This is a genomic window from Streptomyces barkulensis (assembly GCF_002843305.1).
Lineage (GTDB): Bacteria > Actinomycetota > Actinomycetes > Streptomycetales > Streptomycetaceae > Streptomyces > Streptomyces barkulensis.
In genome coordinates this window covers 1-18,011 of sequence record NZ_PGSG01000047.1, presented here as the reverse complement: position 1 = coordinate 18,011, position 18,011 = coordinate 1, and the positions used below count along the sequence as shown (strand labels likewise).

The window sequence follows — 18,011 nt, the reverse complement described above, 5'->3', positions numbered from 1 at the left end:
CGGGCCGGGCCCGTGTGGCTCTCTCGCAGGGTACGTCCGCTACCGCACCGGTCAGGCGGCGACGACGTCCACGGCCTCCGTCGGCGCCTTGATGGTCACCCGCTCCCCCGACCGCTCCGTGACGGACGTCACGGTCACCGGGTTGAGAACGGGACGGCGCATCGGTGCGGGGACCGTGTCGCTCGCCGCGGACTGCGCCAGCTCCGCGAGCGCCAGCTCGTCGCTGACCTCCCGCATCAGCTCGGACATCCGCACGTCCAGGGCCTCGCAGATCGAGGCGAGCAGTTCGGAGGAAGCCTCCTTCTGCCCCCGTTCGACCTCGGAGAGGTAACCGAGCGACACCCGGGCGGACGAGGAGACTTCGCGCAGGGTACGGCCCTGGCGCTGGCGCTGCCGACGCAGCACGTCACCCAGCAGGCGACGGAGCAGAATCATCGGTGGCTCCCTCCTAGGACCGCTGACCCGGATCCTTCTTGCCCCACCGTACCGCCTTGGGCCGCGGCCGTGCGGGGAGCGATGCTGTGTTCACTCAGGGCTGCAAACATCCATTCCCCCCACTGTGTTCCGTATCCTTTGTCGGCGCATTTTCCATGAGTTCGCTCAGGAGCAGCCGGATGACGGCTCGTACGCTCCCGTCGCGGATCTCCGCGCGGTCGCCGTCCAAACTCAGCCGCAGCGCCACGGGACGGGTCCCCCGGCCGCGCTCCTCCGATCCGGCCGGCGTATCCGCCGCGTCCGCCGTATCCGCCGCGCCGGGCACCTCCGGTCCGGGCACCTCCGGTCCGGCGACCGCCACATAGACCATGCCCACCGGCTTGCCGTCCTGCGGCTCGGGACCGGCCACCCCGGTGGTCGCCACGCCCCAGTCCGTGCCCAACGCGCGTCTGACCCCGGCCGCCATCTGCCGGGCCACCTCCGCGTCGACCGCGCCCCGCTCCCGCAGCAGTCCCCCGTCCACCCCGAGGACCTCGTGCTTGACCTCGGTGGCGTAGGCGGTCACCGAGCCGCGCACGGTCGCCGAGGCGCCGGGAGCGGCGGTCAGCTCGGCCGCGACGAGCCCGCCGGTCAGCGACTCGGCCGCGGCGACGGTCTGGCCGCGGTCCGCCAGCAGTTTCAGCGCCCGCGCGGTGATCTGCCTGGTCTCGTCGTCGCCGGGACCGGGCTCGGGTCCGGGACCGGGCTCGGTTTCCCTCTCACCGCTCATCGGCGCGCTCCGCCGCCAGACCGTCCCGCCGCAGAACCAGTGCCTGCCGTACGTAGTCCAGCCCGGTGCCGACCGTCAGCACCACGGCCGCGGCCATCACCCACCAGCGCAGCGTGGCGAGCGGCCCGGTCAGGGCCAGGATGTACATGCCCACGGCCACGCCCTGGGTGAGCGTCTTCATCTTCCCGCCCCGGCTGGCCGGGATGACGCCGTGCCGGATCACCCAGAAGCGCATCAGGGTGATGCCAATCTCCCGGAAGAGGATCACCCCCGTGACCCACCAGGGCAGGTCGGAGAGCGCCGACAGGCAGATCAGCGCCGCGCCCATGATCGCCTTGTCCGCGATCGGGTCCGCGATCTTGCCGAAGTCGGTGACCAGGTCGTACCGCCGCGCCAGCTCGCCGTCGAAGAGGTCGGTGATCATCGCGATGGAGAAGGCCGCCCAGGCGAAGGCGCGCCAGGCGGGGTCGTGCCCTCCGCCGGCGAGCATCAGGAACACGAAGGCCGGCACCAGGAGGAGCCTCACCATGGTGAGGATGTTCGCGATGTTCCACAGGCTCACCGTGCGGACCGCGGCGGTCTTCCGCTGCGCCATGGTTCCACCACCCGCTGCTGAGGCCGGGATGTCCGTCATGCCCCCGCCTCCTCACTGTTCTCGGAGCACCCCCAGACGACCTCCGGGGGCGGCTCGGCAACGAGATCCACACCCTCGGTCGCCACCACCTTCGCTTCGACCATCTGTCCCACGGAGAGCCGCGAGGAGCCGGTGAGACCGGCCAGGAGCGTCTGTCCGTCGGTCTCGGGGGCCTGGTGTGCCCCGCGCCCGACCGGGCCGTCCTCGCCGTCCACCGACTCGACCAGTACCCGTACGGTCTCGCCGACGCGCTCCTCCGCGCGCTGCGCGGTCAGCTCCTCGGCGAGCCGCGAGACGTGGTCCAGCCGTTCGGCCACCGTCTCGGGGTCGGTCTTGTGCTCGTAGGTCGCCGCTTCGGTACCTTCCTCGTCCGAATACCCGAAGACTCCGATCGCATCCAGCCTGGCCGCGACCAGAAAACGCTCCAGTTCCGCGAGGTCCGCCTCGCTCTCGCCGGGGAAGCCCACGATGAAGTTCGAGCGGACGCCCGCCCGCGGCGCCCTGGCGCGGATGGTGTCCAGCAGTTCGAGGAAGCGGTCGGTGTCGCCGAAGCGCCGCATGGCGCGCAGCACGCCCGGGGCGGAGTGCTGGAAGGAGAGGTCGAAGTAGGGGGCGACCTTCTCCGTCCCGGTCAGGACGTCGATCAGCCCGGGCCGCATCTCGGCGGGCTGCAGATAGCTCACCCGGATCCGCTCGATGCCGTCCACCGCGGCCAGCTCCGGCAGCAGCGTCTCCAGCAGGCGGATGTCGCCGAGGTCCTTGCCGTAGGAGGTGTTGTTCTCGGAGACCAGCATGATCTCCTTCACCCCCTGCTCGGCCAGCCAGCGGGTCTCGCCCAGCACGTCCGAGGGGCGCCGGGAGACGAAGGCCCCGCGGAAGGAGGGGATGGCGCAGAACGAGCACCGGCGGTCGCAGCCGGAGGCCAGTTTCACCGAGGCGACCGGACTGCTGTCCAGCCGCCTGCGCAGCGGCGCCCGCGGGCCCGATGCCGGGGCCACCCCGTCGGGCAGGTCGGCCGGGGCCGGGGCGGCCGCGGCGGCGTCCCCGTGGCCGGGCAGCGCGACGGCGGCGCCCTGCCGCTGTGCCGGGCTGACGGGCAGGAGCTTGCGGCGGTCCCTGGGGACGTGGGGGACGTGGGCGCCGCCGGAGAGGATGGTCTGGAGGCGGTCGGAGATGTCGGTGTAGTCGTCGAAGCCGAGCACCCCGTCGGCCTCGGGCAGTGCCTCGGCCAGTTCCTTGCCGTAGCGCTCGGCCATGCAGCCGACGGCGACCACGGCCTGGGTGCGGCCGTGGTCCTTGAGATCGTTGGCCTCCAGCAGGGCGTCCACGGAGTCCTTCTTGGCGGCCTCGACGAAGCCGCAGGTGTTGACGACGGCGACGTCCGCGTCGGCGGCTTCCTCGACGAGCTCCCAGCCGTCCGCCGCCAGACGGCCTGCGAGCTCCTCCGAGTCCACCTCGTTACGGGCGCATCCAAGGGTGACGAGGGCGACGGTACGGCGTTCGGGCATGGGCTCAAGACTACTTCGTTCCACCCGGCCCACCCGCCGCCAGGGTTGCGTCACCCCTGTTCCGGGTCTCCCTTGGTGTAGCTGACGCGCTGCACCTGGCCGACCTCGCCGACCTTGTCGACCTCCTTGCCGTTGACGAAGAGGGTGACCGCGCCGGCGTTGCCGAGCACCAGGTCGATCCGCTTGTCGTCGGTGAAGGTCCTGGAGTCGCCGTCCTGGAGGACGCCCTCCTCCAGCAGCCGCCCGTTGTGGGCCTCGGCCGAGAACCAGCTCTTGCCGTCCTCGGCGACCAGCTTGACCGTGACCTTGTCGGCGGGCGCGGCGGCGATGGCGCTCTCGGACACGGACGGTTCGGGATCGGGCTTGGGATCGGCGGGCTTGGCCGGATCCGGCTCGCCGGCGGAGTCCGGCGACGGGCCGTCCTGGGCCACCGGGGTGCGCGCCGAGTCGTCGTCGCCGAAGAGGGTGAAGCCGACGAAGCCCACCACGGCCACGATCGCGGCGACCATGGCGGCGGTCCAGTTCGGACGGCCCGGCTCGGGGCGGATGCGTTCGGCCTCGAAGAGGGCGGCCGCGGGGGTGGGCGCCGGACGGCCGCCGTGCTCGGCGTCGTACTGCGCCACCAGCTCGTCCGGATCCAGACCGACGGCCTTGGCGAGGGTGCGGACATGGCCGCGGGCGTAGACGTCGCCTCCGCATCGGGAGAAGTCGTCCTGTTCGATGGCGTGCACGATCGGGACGCGCACACGGGTGGTCGCACTGACCTCGTCCACCGTCAGTCGCGCGTCGATACGGGCTTTCTGGATCGCCTGACCGACGGAAGGCCGGTCTTCTGAGGGAGAGTTGCCGATGGACACGGGGGCGCCTTTCGAGCGTGTAGCCACCTGCTGGATGTTCAGTCTAGAGGGGGTGCGGAAGGGTGGGGCAAGCGGGCGGAGGGAGCCTGTCCGCCATAGGGATGGCCGTGCCGCCCATCGGTGAACACCGACCGCGCCCTCCTTCACGTTGACGTCTTGCCAGGGGAAAGGGTTGCCCAGCTCATTCCTACGAGTGAGTTTCCCCGCGGATCGTCGCGAGTACGTCATCCAGGTCGTCGGGTTTGACCAGAACGTCCCGCGCCTTGGAGCCCTCGCTGGGGCCGACCACCCCGCGCGACTCCATCAGGTCCATCAGCCTTCCCGCCTTGGCGAATCCCACACGCAGCTTGCGCTGGAGCATCGAGGTGGATCCGAACTGCGTGTTGACCACCAGTTCGGCCGCCTGGCACAGCAGGTCCAGATCGTCGCCGATCTCCTCGTCGATCTCCTTCTTCCTGCTCTGCCCGACCGTGACGTCGTCGCGGAAGACCGGGGCCATCTGCTTCTTGCAGTGCGCCACGACTGCCGCGACCTCGTCCTCCGTCACGAAGGCGCCCTGCATACGGGTGGGCTTGCCGGCCCCCATCGGCAGGAACAGCCCGTCGCCCTTGCCGATCAGCTTCTCGGCGCCCGCCTGGTCGAGGATGACCCGGCTGTCGGCGAGCGAGGAGGTGGCGAAGGCCAGGCGCGAGGGCACGTTCGCCTTGATCAGACCGGTGACGACGTCGACGGAGGGACGCTGGGTGGCCAGCACCAGATGGATGCCGGCCGCCCGCGCGAGCTGGGTGATCCGCACGATCGCGTCCTCCACGTCGCGTGGCGCCACCATCATCAGGTCGGCCAGCTCGTCCACGATGACCAGCAGGTAGGGGTAGGGGGCGAGCTCCCGCTCGCTGCCCTCGGCCGCCTTCACCTTCCCCGCGCGCACCGCGGCGTTGAAGTCGTCGATGTGGCGGAAGCCGTAGGCGGCCAGGTCGTCGTAGCGCAGGTCCATCTCGCGCACGACCCACTGCAGCGCCTCGGCGGCCTTCTTGGGGTTGGTGATGATCGGGGTGATCAGGTGCGGGATGCCCTCGTACGCGGTCAGTTCCACCCGCTTGGGGTCCACCAGCACCATCCGGACGTCCTCCGGGGTGGACCGGATCATCACCGAGGTGATCAGGCAGTTGATGCAGGACGACTTCCCGGAGCCGGTCGCGCCCGCCACCAGGATGTGCGGCATCTTCGCCAGGTTGGCCGTGACGTAGCCGCCCTCGACGTCCTTGCCCAGCCCGACCAGCAGCGGATGGTCGTCGCCGGCTGCCTCCGCCAGCCGGAGCACGTCGCCGAGGTTGACCATCTCCCGGTCGGTGTTGGGGATCTCGATGCCGACCGCCGACTTCCCCGGGATCGGGCTGATGATCCGCACGTCCGGGCTGGCGACGGCGTAGGCGATGTTCTTGGCCAGCGCGGTGATCTTCTCGACCTTCACCGCCGGGCCCAGCTCCACCTCGTAGCGCGTGACCGTCGGACCGCGGGTGAAGCCGGTGACGACGGCGTCCACCTTGAACTCGGTGAAGACGGTCGTCAGCGACTCCACGACCGCGTCGTTGGCCGCGCTGCGGGTACGGCCCGGCCCGCCGCGCTCCAGCAGGTCGAGCGAGGGCAGCGCGTAGGTGACGTCCCCGGCGAGCTGGAGCTGCTCGGCACGCGACGGCAGGGTGTCGGCGGGCGGTTCGGCCGGCGCCTTGGTCAGGTCCGGTACGGAAGCGGTCCGCCCCTCCTGCTGCGTGCTCTCCCGCTCCGCGCTCCCCTGTTCCTGCCCCTGACCCGCACTCTGCCGCTCGCCCCGGCCGTCCCGCTCCGCGCGGACCGAGCTGGTGAGGTCCGCGACCAGCGGCGAGGGCTGTACGCCGTGCAGGACGGCGCCCTCCAGCTGGGCCGCCGCGGCGGCGGCCACGTCCACCGCGCCGGGGGAGCCGTCCGGGGTGCGCGGGGCCCGGGGGGCGCGGCGGGTGCGGCGCCGGCCGTCCAGCGCCTCCTTCTCGGCCTGGAACGCGTCGTCGCCGTCCTTGCGCAGCCTCGCCCGCCGCGGCCGGGGTTCCTCCTCGCCGTACACGTCGCGGTCGCCGTAACCCTCCGGCCCGCCGCCGGGAACGGCGTCTTCCGCCACCAGCCCCAGTCGCACGCCCAGTTGACGCAGCCGCTGGGGAACGGCGTTGACGGGGGTGGCGGTGACGACGAGCAGCCCGAAGACGGTCACCAGCAGCAGCAGCGGTACGGCCAGGGCCGCGCTGACGGTGAGGACCAGTGGCTGGGAGACCGCCCAGCCGATCATGCCGCCCGCGTCCCGTACCGCCTCGTGGCCCTCGCCGCGCCCCGGCGAACCGCAGGCGATGTGCACCAGCCCCAGTACGCCGACGGCCAGGGCGGACAGCCCGATGACGATGCGTCCGTTGGCCTCCGGCTTCTCCGGATGCCGCATCAGCCGCACCGCGACGGCGCCCAGCAGCACCGGCGCCACCAGGTCCATACGGCCGAAGGCCCCGGTCACCAGCATCTCGACCAGCTCGCCCACCGGCCCCTGCAGATTGGACCAGGTGCCGGCCGCGACCACCAGGGCGATGCCCAGCAGCAGCAGCGCCACCCCGTCCTTGCGGTGCGCCGGGTCCAGTCCCCTGGCCCCGCGGCCTATGCCGCGCAGCAGCGCCCCGACGGTGTGTGCGACGCCGAGCCAGACGGCCCTGACCAGCCGGAAGACGGCGTTGGTGGGAGACGGCGCGGGTCTGGGCGGAGCCTTCGCCGCCGTCTTCCTCGCCGCCTTCCCGGCCGCCGGTTTCCTGGGCGCGGCAGGCCTCGGTGCCGGGGCCTTCCTGGCGGGAGCCTTCTTGGCGGGCGCCTTCTTGGCAGCCTTGCCGGACGTACGTGAGGCCATGGTGCCGAGATTACCCGCGAGAGCCCCTCAGGACACGGACGCCCGTGCGGTCGGCGGGACGGGGGTGCACCCGGTCCGCGGCACACCGGACCCGGCGAGGTGACACCCCGTCGGATCGCCCGCCCGTCTGGCGGCGGGTCAGTTCTGCGACGGGAGTGAGGCCGGCCGTCCGTCGTTGCCCGGCTCCAGCGCGTCCAGTGCCCGCCGCAGACCGGTGAGCTTGCGCTCCAGATGGGCGGCCGTGGCGACGGCCGCGGTGTCCGGGGACTCGTCCAGGTGCTTGGACAGCGCCTCGGCCTGTTCCTCCACCGCCGCCAGCCGCGCGGAGAGTTCGGCCAGGAGGCCCGAGGGCTCCGTTCCCCTGTCGCCGTCCTCGCCGGAGCGCCGGCCGTCCAGCTGCAGCCGCAGCAGGGAGGCCTGCTCACGCAGCTGAACGTTCTTCATGTACAGGTCGACGAAGACCGATACCTTCGCCCGCAGCACCCACGGGTCGAACGGTTTGGAGATGTAGTCCACCGCGCCGGCCGCGTAGCCGCGGAAGGTGTGGTGCGGGCCGTGGTTGATGGCCGTGAGAAAGATGATCGGGATGTCCCGGGTGCGCTCCCGCCGCTTGATGTGGGCGGCGGTCTCGAAACCGTCCATGCCCGGCATCTGCACATCCAGCAGGATGACCGCGAAGTCGTCCGTGAGCAGCGCCTTGAGCGCCTCCTCCCCTGACGATGCCCGCACCAGCGTCTGGTCCAGCGCGGAGAGGATGGCCTCCAGCGCCAGCAGATTCTCCGGTCGGTCATCGACCAGGAGGATCTTGGCCTTCTGCACCATGGCCCGTCCTCCTCGCCCCGGCAGCGCTCTGGTCGCCGCCACCGGCAACGACTCCTTTGCGCCGCCCGTTCCTGTGCCGGTCATGGTAGCCCCACCTCGCGGCCCACCACACCCTGTCACCGAGATGTCACTGTGCACGTACCTGAAACGCTGTGAGAGACCCCAAGGTTCCCCGATTGCAGCATTTCCACACCTAATGCGTCGCCCTTCGCCGGCACGCCGCCGACCACGGAACCATCGCACATCACTCCCCGCGCATCCACTGCGCCATGACGGACAGCAGATGATCGGTGTCCACCGGCTTGGTGACGTAGTCGGACGCCCCGGCATCGATGCTCTTCTCCCGGTCGCCCTTCATCGCCTTCGCCGTCAGCGCGATGATCGGCAGCCCGGCGAACTGCGGCATCCGCCGGATCGCCGCGGTCGTGGCGTACCCGTCCATCTCCGGCATCATGATGTCCATCAGGACGACCGCCACGTCGTCGTGCTGCTCCAGCACCTCGATGCCCTCGCGCCCGTTCTCGGCGTAGAGCACCTGCAGGCCGTTCTGCTCCAGCACGCTGGTGAGCGCGAAGACGTTGCGGATGTCGTCGTCGACGATGAGCACCTTCTCGCCGTCGAAGGCGCCCCGCGGGCGCTCCTGCGCCCGCTGGACGGTGTCCTGCCACACCTCCGCGCCGCTCTCCGTCTCCTGCGGCGCGGGCCGCTTCCGCGGCATGGGGGGCAGTTGGCGACGGCGGGACGCGAGAGCCGCCGCGGCGCGCTCGGCGGCGGGCACGTCCAGTGCGCCGCCCGCCTCCCGGACCGGCTCCTGCCCGGCGCCGGAAGCGCCGGGCGCACCGGACCCTCCGTCCGGCTCGTCCCCGGACGCGGGCTCGGTCTCCGGGGAGCCCTCGCCCGGCTGCGGATAGCCCTGGGGCGGCAGATCGCTGGTGGTCAGGGGCAGGTAGAGGGTGAACGTCGAGCCGCGGCCCGGCTCGCTGACCGCATGGATCTCACCGCCGAGCAGCCGCGCGATCTCCCGGCTGATGGACAGCCCCAGCCCGGTGCCTCCGTACTTGCGGCTGGTCGTGCCGTCCGCCTGCTTGAAGGCCTCGAAGATCACACGCATCTTGCTCTGCGCGATCCCGATACCGGTGTCGGTCACCGAGAAGGCGATCAGATCGGAGTCGGCCTCGCGCAGCGAGCCGTGCTCCAGCATCTGTTCGCGGATCGACTCCGGCACGTCCGATCCGGCCGAGCGGATCACCAGCTCCACCGCGCCGCTGTCGGTGAACTTCACCGCGTTCGACAGCAGGTTGCGCAGCACCTGCAGCAGGCGCTGCTCGTCGGTGTGGAGAGTGGGGGGCAGCTCCGGTGAGACCCGTACGGAGAAGTCGAGCCCCTTCTCCGCGGTGAGCGGCCGGAAGGTCGCCTCCACGTAGTCCACGAGCTGCACCAGCGCGATACGGGTCGGGCTGACGTCCATCTTGCCGGCCTCGACCTTGGACAGGTCCAGGATGTCGTTGATCAGCTGGAGCAGGTCGGAGCCGGCGCCGTGGATCGTCTCGGCGAACTCCACCTGCTTGGGCGAGAGGTTCCCCTCGGCGTTGTCGGCCAGCAGCTTGGCGAGGATCAGCAGCGAGTTCAGCGGGGTGCGCAGCTCGTGCGACATGTTCGCCAGGAACTCGGACTTGTAGCGCATCGAGACCGCCAACTGCTCGGCGCGCTCCTCCAGGACCTGCCGGGCGTCCTCGATCTCGGAGTTCTTGATCTCGATGTCGCGGTTGGTCTTGGCCAGCAGCTCGGCCTTCTCCTCCAGCTCCTCGTTCGAGGCCTGCAGGGCACGCTGCCTGCTCTCCAGCTCCACCGACCGCTCCTGGAGCTGCTCGGCCAGCTCCTGCGACTGCCGCAGGAGCACCTCGGTCTTGGTGTTGACGCTGATGGTGTTGACGCTCGTGGCGATCATCTCGGCGATCTGGCTCAGGAAGTCCTTCTGGATCTGGGTGAAGGGCTGGAAGGTGGCCAGTTCGATGACGCCGAGCACCCTGCCCTCGAAGAGCAGCGGCAGCACGATCACCTGGGCGGGCGGCGCCTCGCCGAGCCCGGAGGCGATCTTCAGATAGCCGGGAGGCGCATGCTCGACGAGGATCGTGCGTTTCTCCTCGGCCGCGATACCCACCAGGGACTCACCGGGCAGGAAGGTGGTGGGCATGGCACCCGGGGAGTACCCGTAGGTGCCGATCATCCGCAGCTCGTACGAGCCGTCCTCGCTCGCCCCCACCCCGAGCTCCGGGCCGCCGCCGGTCGGGGCCGCGACGAAGAAGGCGCCGTGCTGGGCGGAGACCACCGGGGTCAGCTCGCTCATGATCAGCCGTGCCACGTCCTCCAGGTCGCGGCGGCCCTGCATCAGACCGGAGATGCGGGCGAGGTTGCCCTTGAGCCAGTCCTGCTCCTGGTTGGCGAGCGTGGTCTCGCGCAGCGTGGCGATCATGGTGTTGACGTTGTCCTGGAGTGCCAGGATCTCGCCGGCGGCGTCCACGTCGATCTTCACGTTGTGGTCGCCGCGGGTCACCGCGGCGGCGACCGCCGCGATGGCACGCACCTGGCGGGTCAGGTTGCCCGCCATCTCGTTCACCGACTCGGTGAGGTCCTTCCAGGTGCCCGAGACGCCGTCGACCCGCGCCTGGCCGCCCAGCTGCCCCTCGGTGCCCACCTCCCGGGCGACCCGGGTGACCTGCTCGGCGAACGAGGACAGCTGGTCCACCATCGTGTTGATGGTGGTCTTCAGCGCCAGGATCTCGCCGCGCGCGTCGATGTCGATCTTCTTGGTGAGATCGCCCTTCGCGATCGCGGTGGTGACCATCGCGATGTTGCGGACCTGGCCGGTGAGGTTGGACGCCATGGAGTTCACGGACTCCGTCAGGTCCTTCCAGGTGCCCGACACCCCCGGCACCCGCGCCTGGCCGCCCAGGCTTCCGTCGGTGCCCACCTCGCGCGCCACCCGGGTGACCTCGTCGGCGAACGACGACAGGGTCGTCACCATGGTGTTGACGGTGTCGGCGAGCTGGGCGACCTCGCCGCTGGCCTCCACGGTGACCTTCTTGGTCAGGTCGCCGTTGGCGACCGCGGTGGCGACCTGGGAGATGTTGCGCACCTGGCCGGTCAGGTTGGACGCCATCAGGTTGACGTTCTCGCTCAGGTCCTTCCAGATGCCGGTGACGCCCGGCACATGGGCCTGGCCGCCCAGGATGCCCTCGGTACCCACCTCCCGGGCCACCCGTGTGACCTGCTCGGCGAACGACGACAGCTGGTCCACCATCGTGTTCACGGTCGTCACCAGGGCGAGGATCTCCCCCTTGGCGTCGACGGTGATCTTCTTGGACAGGTCGCCCCGGGCGACCGCGGTGGTGACCTCGGCGATGTTGCGCACCTGCGAGGTGAGGTTGTTCGCCATGCCGTTGACGGACTGGGTGAGGTCCTTCCAGGTCCCGGAGACCCCCTCCACCTCGGCCTGGCCGCCCAGGATGCCCTCGGTACCCACCTCCCGGGCCACCCGCGTGACCTGCTCGGCGAACGACGACAGCTGGTCCACCATCGTGTTGAGGGTGTTCTTCAGCTCCAGGATCTCGCCGCGCGCGTCCACGTCGATCTTCTGCGACAGATCACCGCGCGCCACCGCCGTGGCCACCTGGGCGATGTTGCGCACCTGGGCCGTGAGATTGCCCGCCATGCCGTTGACCGAGTCGGTCAGGTCGCGCCACACCCCGGCCACGCCCGGCACCTGCGCCTGACCGCCCAGCCGTCCCTCGGTACCCACCTCCCGGGCGACCCGGGTGACCTGGTCCGCGAAGGCGGAGAGCTGGTCGACCATCGTGTTGATGGTGTTCTTCAGCTCCAGGATCTCGCCGCGCGCGTCGACCTCGATCTTCTGCGACAGATCACCGCGCGCCACCGCCGTCGTCACCTGGGCGATGTTGCGCACCTGGGAGGTCAGATTGCCCGCCATGAAGTTGACGGAGTCGGTCAGGTCCTTCCAGGTGCCCGAGACGCCGTCGACCCGCGCCTGACCGCCCAGGCGTCCCTCGGTACCCACGTCCCGGGCCATCCGGGTGACCTGCTCGGCGAACGAGGACAGCTGGTCCACCATGGTGTTGACGGTGTTCTTCAGCTGGAGCATCTCGCCGGAGACGTCCACCGTGACCTTCTGCGACAGATCGCCGTTGGCGACCGCCGTCGTCACCTGCGCGATGTTGCGGACCTGGCCGGTGAGGTTGCGGAAGGCCGTGTTCACCGAGTCGGTGAGGTCCTTCCACGTCCCCGCCGCGCCCGGCACCTGCGCCTGACCGCCCAGCTCGCCCTCGACACCGACCTCCCGGGCGACCCGGGTGACCTCGGATCCGAAGGCGGAGAGCTGGTCCACCATGGTGTTGACGGTGTTCTTCAGCTCCAGCATCTCGCCGGAGACGTCCACCGTGACCTTCTGCGACAGATCGCCGTTGGCGACCGCCGTCGTCACCTGCGCGATGTCCCGCACCTGCGCCGTGAGGTTGCGGAAGGCCGTGTTCACCGAGTCGGTGAGGTCCTTCCACGTCCCCGCCGCGCCCGGCACCTGCGCCTGACCGCCCAGGACGCCCTCGGTGCCGACCTCGCTGGCCGCGCGCGTCACCTCGTCGGCGAACGTCCGCAGCGTCTCGGTCATCGTGTTGATGGTGTCGGCGAGCTGCGCCACCTCGCCGCGTGCGTTCACCGTGACCTTCTGCGACAGATCGCCGTTGGCGACCGCGGTGGTCACCCGTGCGATCTCACGCACCTGGGAGGTGAGGTTGCCCGCCATCGTGTTGACGGAGTCGGTCAGGTCCTTCCACACACCGCCGGCGCCCGGCACCCGTGCCTGGCCGCCGAGCTGGCCCTCGGTGCCCACCTCGCGTGCGACGCGCGTCACCTCGGACTGGAAGGCGGAGAGCTGGTCCACCATCGTGTTGACGGTGTTCTTCAGCTCCAGCATCTCGCCGGCCACGTGCACGGTGACCTTGCGCGACAGGTCGCCCTTGGCGACCGCGGTGGTCACCAGCGCGATGTCGCGGACCTGGGCGGTCAGCCTGGAGGCCATCGTGTTGACGGAGTCGGTCAGGTCCTTCCAGGAGCCGGACATGCCGCGCACCCGCGCCTGGCCGCCCAGCTTCCCCTCCGTGCCCACCTCGCTGGCGACGCGCGTCACCTCGTCGGTGAACGTGGAGAGCTGGTCGACCAGCCCGTTGACGGTGCGCCCCACCTTCAGGAACTCGCCCCGCAGCGGATGCGTCGCCCCGCCCGGCCCCTGGACCCGCAGGTCCATCCGCTGCTCCAGGTCGCCCTCGGCCACCGCCGACAGCACCCGGCCGACCTCGGAGACGGGCCGCACCAGATCGTCCACCAGCGCGTTCGACGCGTCGATGGCGTTGGCCCAGGCCCCCTCGCAGGCTCCGGTCTCCAACCGCTCGGTCAGCTTGCCGTCCTTGCCGACCACCCTGCGCACCCGGGCCAGCTCGCTGGTCAGATGGAGGTTGCGGTCGGCTACCTCGTTGAAGACGGCGGCGATCTCGGCCATCGGGCCGTCACCGGCGACGGTGAGGCGCTTGCGGAAGTTCCCGTCCCGCATCGCCTCCAGGGCGGTCAGCAGCCGGTTGACCGCGGCCGCCTCAACCTCGATCACCCCGTTTGCCCGAGACCGTCCGCTTCTCGTGCGCGTGCTGGCGCCTCGCGCCGCTCCGCCAGACTGCACCGTGTCCCTCCCGCTGGGTCGAACGTTCCGCCCGGGCATTCACTTCGAGCCTTCCCAGTGTTTCACCATGGTGGAACCAGGCGATAACAGTTCGGCAGCATCGCACACCACCGACTGAACGCCTCAAGGGGGAAACACCCGCATCCGGGGCCCGCCGGTACTGCGAACGTAAGTAACCTGGCATCCGGCTGTCCATCCGCTCCGGCCCGCCGGGCGCGAAGGACACGTGGTCACGACGGGTATTCGAAGGGGCGCTGCGGTGGAAGAGGCGAATGCCGGGCAGCGGCTGGCCGCAGCGGTGGGCGCCCAGCGGGCCCCCCTGCCGCCCGTACGTACGGACGGCGACGACAGATCCATGGGGAGAACAGTGATCACGGCGCGAGCAGCGGCCACCTTCGAGCCGGTCGGACGCTCGGTCGCGAGTGCCCGCGCCTTCGTGCGCGACACCCTCCAGGGCTGGGGCCTGGCCGACATCGTCGACGACGCCGTCGTCCTCACCAGCGAGCTGGTCACCAACGCCGTCGTCCACGCCGGCACCGCCGCCGACGTGCTGTGTCTGCGCGACGGCGACGGAAGCGTGCGCGTGGAGGTCGCCGACCACTACCCCGACCGCGGACTGCCCGTCCAGGACCTGGGTCACCACTTCGGCGACCCCGACCGCGAGGGCGGCCGCGGCCTGCTGCTGTGCGCCTCGCTCGCCGACCGCTGGGGCGTGGAGTACACCGCCGTCGACAAGCGCGTCTGGTTCCGCCTGGAGCTCCCCGAGCGCCCGGTCGGCACCCGCAGCGCCGGCCCCGCCCTCCCCGACAGCGCCCTGCCCACCACCGACACCCGGGTCCGCGTCGCCGTCCTGCAGGTCGACCGCTCCGGCGCGGTCTCCGCCTGGAACGACGACGCCCGCGAGCTGTTCGGCTACACAGCCGAGCAGGTCACCGGCAAGCCGCTGACCGACCTCGCCGCCTGGCCCCACACCCCCGGCATCGGCACCGGCATCGCCGAGGCCCTGGCCCTCTCCCGCTGGGAGGGCTCGTACGGCATCCGCGGCTCGGACGGCCGCACCGTCCCGGTCTACGCGTCCCACCTGCGCGTACGCGATGCCGACGGTGAGCCGTCCACCGTCTGCCTGCTGGTGCGCGACCACGAGCGCGCGGTGCTGCAGACCCCCGCGCGCGGTGCGGCGTCCGACTCCGCGAGCGCCCCGGAAAGCCGCGACCGGGCCGGTGCCGACCCCTTCGAGACCTTCATCGGCTCCCCTCCCCCGGACGACCTCGACGGCCTCCTCCAGCGCACCGTCGAGCGCGCCCGCGACATGCTCGACGGCGACGCCGCCTTCCTCCTGCTGGCCACGGACGACGAGACCGAGCTGGAGGTCCGCGCCACCACCGGCCTGCCCTCCGCCCGTCAGCGCTTCGCCCGCGTTCCCGTCGAGGCGGGCAGCGGCCGCTACGGCTCGGCCCGGATGCCCTCGGTCCACGAGGACCTCTCCGCGGTCCCCGGTGCGGTCCCCCTCCTGGAGGGAACGGGGATGCGCTCGGTCGTCACCGTCCCGCTGAAGGTCGAGGGACGGCTGACCGGCTCCCTGGGCGTCTCGGCCGAGGCTCCGGGCCGCTACACCAACGAGGAGGCCCTGCGGCTGCAGTTCGCCGCCGACCGGATCGCGCTCGCGGTGGAGTCCGCGCGCCTGACCGAGCTGGAGCGGCTGCGCCGCGGCTCGCTGTCCTTCCTCGTCGAGGCGTCCGACCTGCTCGCCGGCACCCTCGACCGCGACCAGACACTCGCCCTGATGGCCCAGATGACGGTCCCCACCCTGGCCACCTGGTGCGCCGTCTACACCATCGCGGACCAGTCCTCCGAGCCGGAGCTCTCCTACGTCCTGCACGAGGACGAGGACCGCATCGACGGCCTCAAGGCCCTGCTGTCCAAGGTCCCCCCGCCCGACCCGGTGCCCACCCCGGGCGCGCGGGTGTGGACCGCCCCGGGCGACGCGGCGCACTCCGCCGCACTGCGCACCTCCCTGCGCAGCCTGGGCCTGGACCAGAGCGGCCTCTCCCTGGACCGTCTCCCGGCCTCCATCACCTCCAACGTCGCCGGCACCACCCTCGCCACCGCCGCGACGGTCGGCGGGGAAACGGTGGTGCTGCCACTGGTGGCCCGCAACCGCGTCATCGGCATGCTCACCCTGGGCAAGCCGACCGAGGAGCGCTTCCGCCAGGAGATCCTGGAACTGGCCGAGGACCTCTCCCGCCGGGCCGCCCTCGCCCTGGACAACGCCCGGCTCTACAGCGAGCGCACGGCCATCAGCCAGTCCCTCCAGCGCAGTCTGCTGCCTCCCGAGCTCCCCGACGTCCCCGGCGTCGAGGTCGAGGTCATCTACCGCGCCGCGGGCGAGGGCAACGAGGTCGGCGGCGACTTCTACGACCTCTTCCCCATCCGCGACGGTGCGTACGGCTTCGCCATCGGCGACGTCTGCGGCACCGGCCCCGAGGCCGCGGCCGTCACCGGGCTGGCCCGCCACGCACTGCGTCTGCTGGCCCGTGAGGGCTTCGGGGGCCCGGCCGTACTGGAGCGGCTCAACGCCGCGATCCTCGACGAGGGCGCCCGCAGCCGGTTCCTGACCCTGCTCTACGGCGAGCTGTGGCCTCAGCCCGAGGGCGGCGCCGTCCTCAAGGTCGTCTGCGCGGGCCACCCGCTCCCGCTCCGCCTGCGCCAGGACGGCACCGTCGAGCCGGCCGCGGAGCCGCAGCCGCTGCTGGGCGTCATGGACGATCTGGAACTGTACGAGGAGACCGTCACCCTCGATCCGGGCGATGTCCTGCTGTGCGTCACCGACGGTGTGACCGAGCGCCGCGAGGGCGACCGCATGCTCGGCGACGACGGCCTCGCCGACGTCCTCACCGCATGCACGGGCCTGACGGCGGGCGCGGTGGCCGCGCGCATCATGCGCGCGGTCGAGCGTTTCGCCGCCGACGCTCCATCCGACGACATGGCGATCCTCGCGATGCGCGTCCCCGAGTGACGGCGGGCGCTCCCGCGGACGCACACCGAAACGACGAGAGACCAAAAGGGATGAGGCCCCCACCTTGGGTGTGGTGGGGGCCTCATCCCTTTTCCAGAGCCCCAATACGGAATCGAACCGTAGACCTTCTCCTTACCATGGAGACGCTCTGCCGACTGAGCTATTGGGGCGAGCCAGCGAGATAGATCATACCTGAATCCCGGGGCGACGTTGACCACCCTGCCGGTCCGGCTCTCTCCGGACACCCGCCCCGTATGTCTCCCGCTGCTCAGCAGGCCGGTTCCAGCAGCAGACCACCCAGCGCGTTGCAGGCCGAGGCGATCCGCTGCAGCTCGCGGCGAGTCATCGACGCCTCCAGCGGCAGTGCCAGGCACTCCCCCACCGCCCGCTCCGTCTCGGGCAGCCGAACATCCGCCCGGAACCCCGGCAGGCGGTGCACAGGCGTTCTCACCGGCACGTGGCACCGCACTCCGCGGGTCCACAGGGCGTGCTTGAAGACGTCCCTGTCAGGCCGCCCGTTTCCCGGCACCCGCACCACGTACTGCTCGTAGGCGTGGCGCGTTCCGGTCGCGGCACGCGGGACGACCACGCCCGTCAGCCTCGCGTTCAGGAACTCGGCGTGCTGCCTGCGCCGAGCGGCTTCCACCGAGGAGACGACAGCCGGCTCCCCCGACTCGACCACCTTCATCCCGTGGCGCTGTGCCAGCGCGTGCAGACAGACCATGTCGGCGGGGTGACCGAAGAGATGTACGGGGACCACCGCGGCGGTCCGTTCGTTCACCGCTGCGGCGACGGAAGCGGGGTTGATGCAGAGACTCCCGGGCTCGATGTCGGCGAAGACGGGCAGTGCGCCGGTCTCCCGCACGGCCGCCGCCACCTTGCTGTCGCAGTACGCGGGCACGATCACCTCGTCCCCGATGCCTATGCCCTGCTTCTCGAGCCTGGCTCGCAGCGTGCCGCTCAGCGTCGTCGTCCCCATGCACGAGATGCTGGCGGCGTCACGTGAACTCCCGGTTACACAACACAGAAAGGCCGTGGTCCCCGGAATTAACTCCGGGGACCACGGCCCAATAATTGTTCGGCGGCGTCCTACTCTCCCACACGGTCCCCCATGCAGTACCATCGGCGCTGAAAGGCTTAGCTTCCGGGTTCGGAATGTAACCGGGCGTTTCCCTCTCGCTCTGACCACCGAAACACGGCGAAACAACAACCGCCGGCCAGGCAGGTCGTGGTCTCAGAACCCACACAGTGGACGCGAACATCTACGGTCAAGCCCTCGGCCTATTAGTACCGGTCAACTCCACCCCTCACAG

General features: G+C 70.9%; 10 protein-coding genes, 1 tRNA gene and 1 rRNA gene. 1 reads left to right on the top strand and 11 read right to left on the bottom strand.

Features of this window, described 5'->3' with window-relative positions; translation table 11 throughout:
- Window positions 1-51: 51 nt before the first annotated feature.
- From CUT83_RS10260 to CUT83_RS10225, 8 genes are all read right to left on the bottom strand, one after another.
- Window positions 52-435 carry a helix-turn-helix domain-containing protein gene (locus CUT83_RS10260; protein ID WP_093663381.1) on the bottom strand — a complete coding sequence of 128 codons (384 nt, stop codon included), beginning with the start codon at window positions 433-435 and terminating at the stop codon, window positions 52-54.
- Between the two features lie 94 nt (window positions 436-529).
- Entirely contained in the window at window positions 530-1,204 is a 675-nt protein-coding gene (locus CUT83_RS10255) for a CinA family protein (protein ID WP_101255550.1), read from the bottom strand.
- Window positions 1,194-1,838, bottom strand: coding sequence for a CDP-diacylglycerol--glycerol-3-phosphate 3-phosphatidyltransferase (gene pgsA, locus CUT83_RS10250; RefSeq protein WP_101255549.1), 645 nt, complete (start codon window positions 1,836-1,838; stop codon window positions 1,194-1,196). Before pgsA ends, CUT83_RS10255 begins: the two co-directional genes overlap by 11 nt.
- A complete protein-coding gene (gene rimO, locus CUT83_RS10245) occupies window positions 1,835-3,346 on the bottom strand; it encodes a 30S ribosomal protein S12 methylthiotransferase RimO (protein ID WP_101255548.1) in 1,512 nt (503 codons plus the stop codon). The genes pgsA and rimO overlap by 4 nt, the downstream gene beginning before the upstream one ends.
- A 50-nt stretch (window positions 3,347-3,396) precedes the next feature.
- Entirely contained in the window at window positions 3,397-4,203 is an 807-nt protein-coding gene (locus tag CUT83_RS10240; RefSeq protein ID WP_101255547.1) for a helix-turn-helix domain-containing protein, read from the bottom strand.
- A gap of 187 nt (window positions 4,204-4,390) precedes the next feature.
- Window positions 4,391-7,117 (bottom strand): DNA translocase FtsK, encoded by a 2,727-nt coding sequence (locus CUT83_RS10235; RefSeq protein WP_101255546.1) that lies wholly within the window; start codon window positions 7,115-7,117, stop codon window positions 4,391-4,393.
- 138 nt (window positions 7,118-7,255) lie between these two features.
- The gene (locus tag CUT83_RS10230; RefSeq protein WP_101255545.1) at window positions 7,256-7,939 is read right to left on the bottom strand and encodes a response regulator; all 684 of its coding nucleotides are present in this window, start codon (window positions 7,937-7,939) and stop codon (window positions 7,256-7,258) included.
- Between the two features lie 244 nt (window positions 7,940-8,183).
- A complete protein-coding gene (locus tag CUT83_RS10225) occupies window positions 8,184-13,682 on the bottom strand; it encodes a HAMP domain-containing protein (protein ID WP_101255544.1) in 5,499 nt (1,832 codons plus the stop codon).
- A gap of 367 nt (window positions 13,683-14,049) precedes the next feature.
- Between CUT83_RS10225 and CUT83_RS10220 the strand changes: the two genes are divergently transcribed.
- Window positions 14,050-16,698 carry a SpoIIE family protein phosphatase gene (locus CUT83_RS10220; protein ID WP_420882440.1) on the top strand — a complete coding sequence of 883 codons (2,649 nt, stop codon included), beginning with the start codon at window positions 14,050-14,052 and terminating at the stop codon, window positions 16,696-16,698.
- A 97-nt stretch (window positions 16,699-16,795) separates the two neighbouring features.
- Here CUT83_RS10220 and CUT83_RS10215 read toward each other — a convergent pair.
- The 3 genes from CUT83_RS10215 to rrf all read right to left on the bottom strand — a co-directional run bounded on the left by CUT83_RS10215 (window position 16,796) and on the right by rrf (window position 17,891).
- A tRNA-Thr gene (locus CUT83_RS10215) sits at window positions 16,796-16,868 on the bottom strand.
- A gap of 98 nt (window positions 16,869-16,966) precedes the next feature.
- The gene (locus tag CUT83_RS10210; protein ID WP_101255543.1) at window positions 16,967-17,677 is read right to left on the bottom strand and encodes a DegT/DnrJ/EryC1/StrS family aminotransferase; all 711 of its coding nucleotides are present in this window, start codon (window positions 17,675-17,677) and stop codon (window positions 16,967-16,969) included.
- Window positions 17,678-17,774: 97 nt separating this feature from the next.
- Window positions 17,775-17,891: ribosomal RNA gene (gene rrf, locus CUT83_RS10205) — 5S ribosomal RNA — on the bottom strand.
- Between the last annotated feature and the right edge of the window lie 120 nt (window positions 17,892-18,011).

Coding starts and splice junctions, on each gene's coding strand:
- CUT83_RS10260 (WP_093663381.1), bottom strand. CDS start 435: ATGATTCTGCTCCGTCGCCTGCTGGGTGACGTGCTGCGTCGGCAGCGC.
- CUT83_RS10255 (WP_101255550.1), bottom strand. CDS start 1,204: ATGAGCGGTGAGAGGGAAACCGAGCCCGGTCCCGGACCCGAGCCCGGT.
- pgsA (WP_101255549.1), bottom strand. CDS start 1,838: ATGACGGACATCCCGGCCTCAGCAGCGGGTGGTGGAACCATGGCGCAG.
- rimO (WP_101255548.1), bottom strand. CDS start 3,346: ATGCCCGAACGCCGTACCGTCGCCCTCGTCACCCTTGGATGCGCCCGT.
- CUT83_RS10235 (WP_101255546.1), bottom strand. CDS start 7,117: ATGGCCTCACGTACGTCCGGCAAGGCTGCCAAGAAGGCGCCCGCCAAG.
- CUT83_RS10230 (WP_101255545.1), bottom strand. CDS start 7,939: ATGGTGCAGAAGGCCAAGATCCTCCTGGTCGATGACCGACCGGAGAAT.
- CUT83_RS10210 (WP_101255543.1), bottom strand. CDS start 17,677: ATGGGGACGACGACGCTGAGCGGCACGCTGCGAGCCAGGCTCGAGAAG.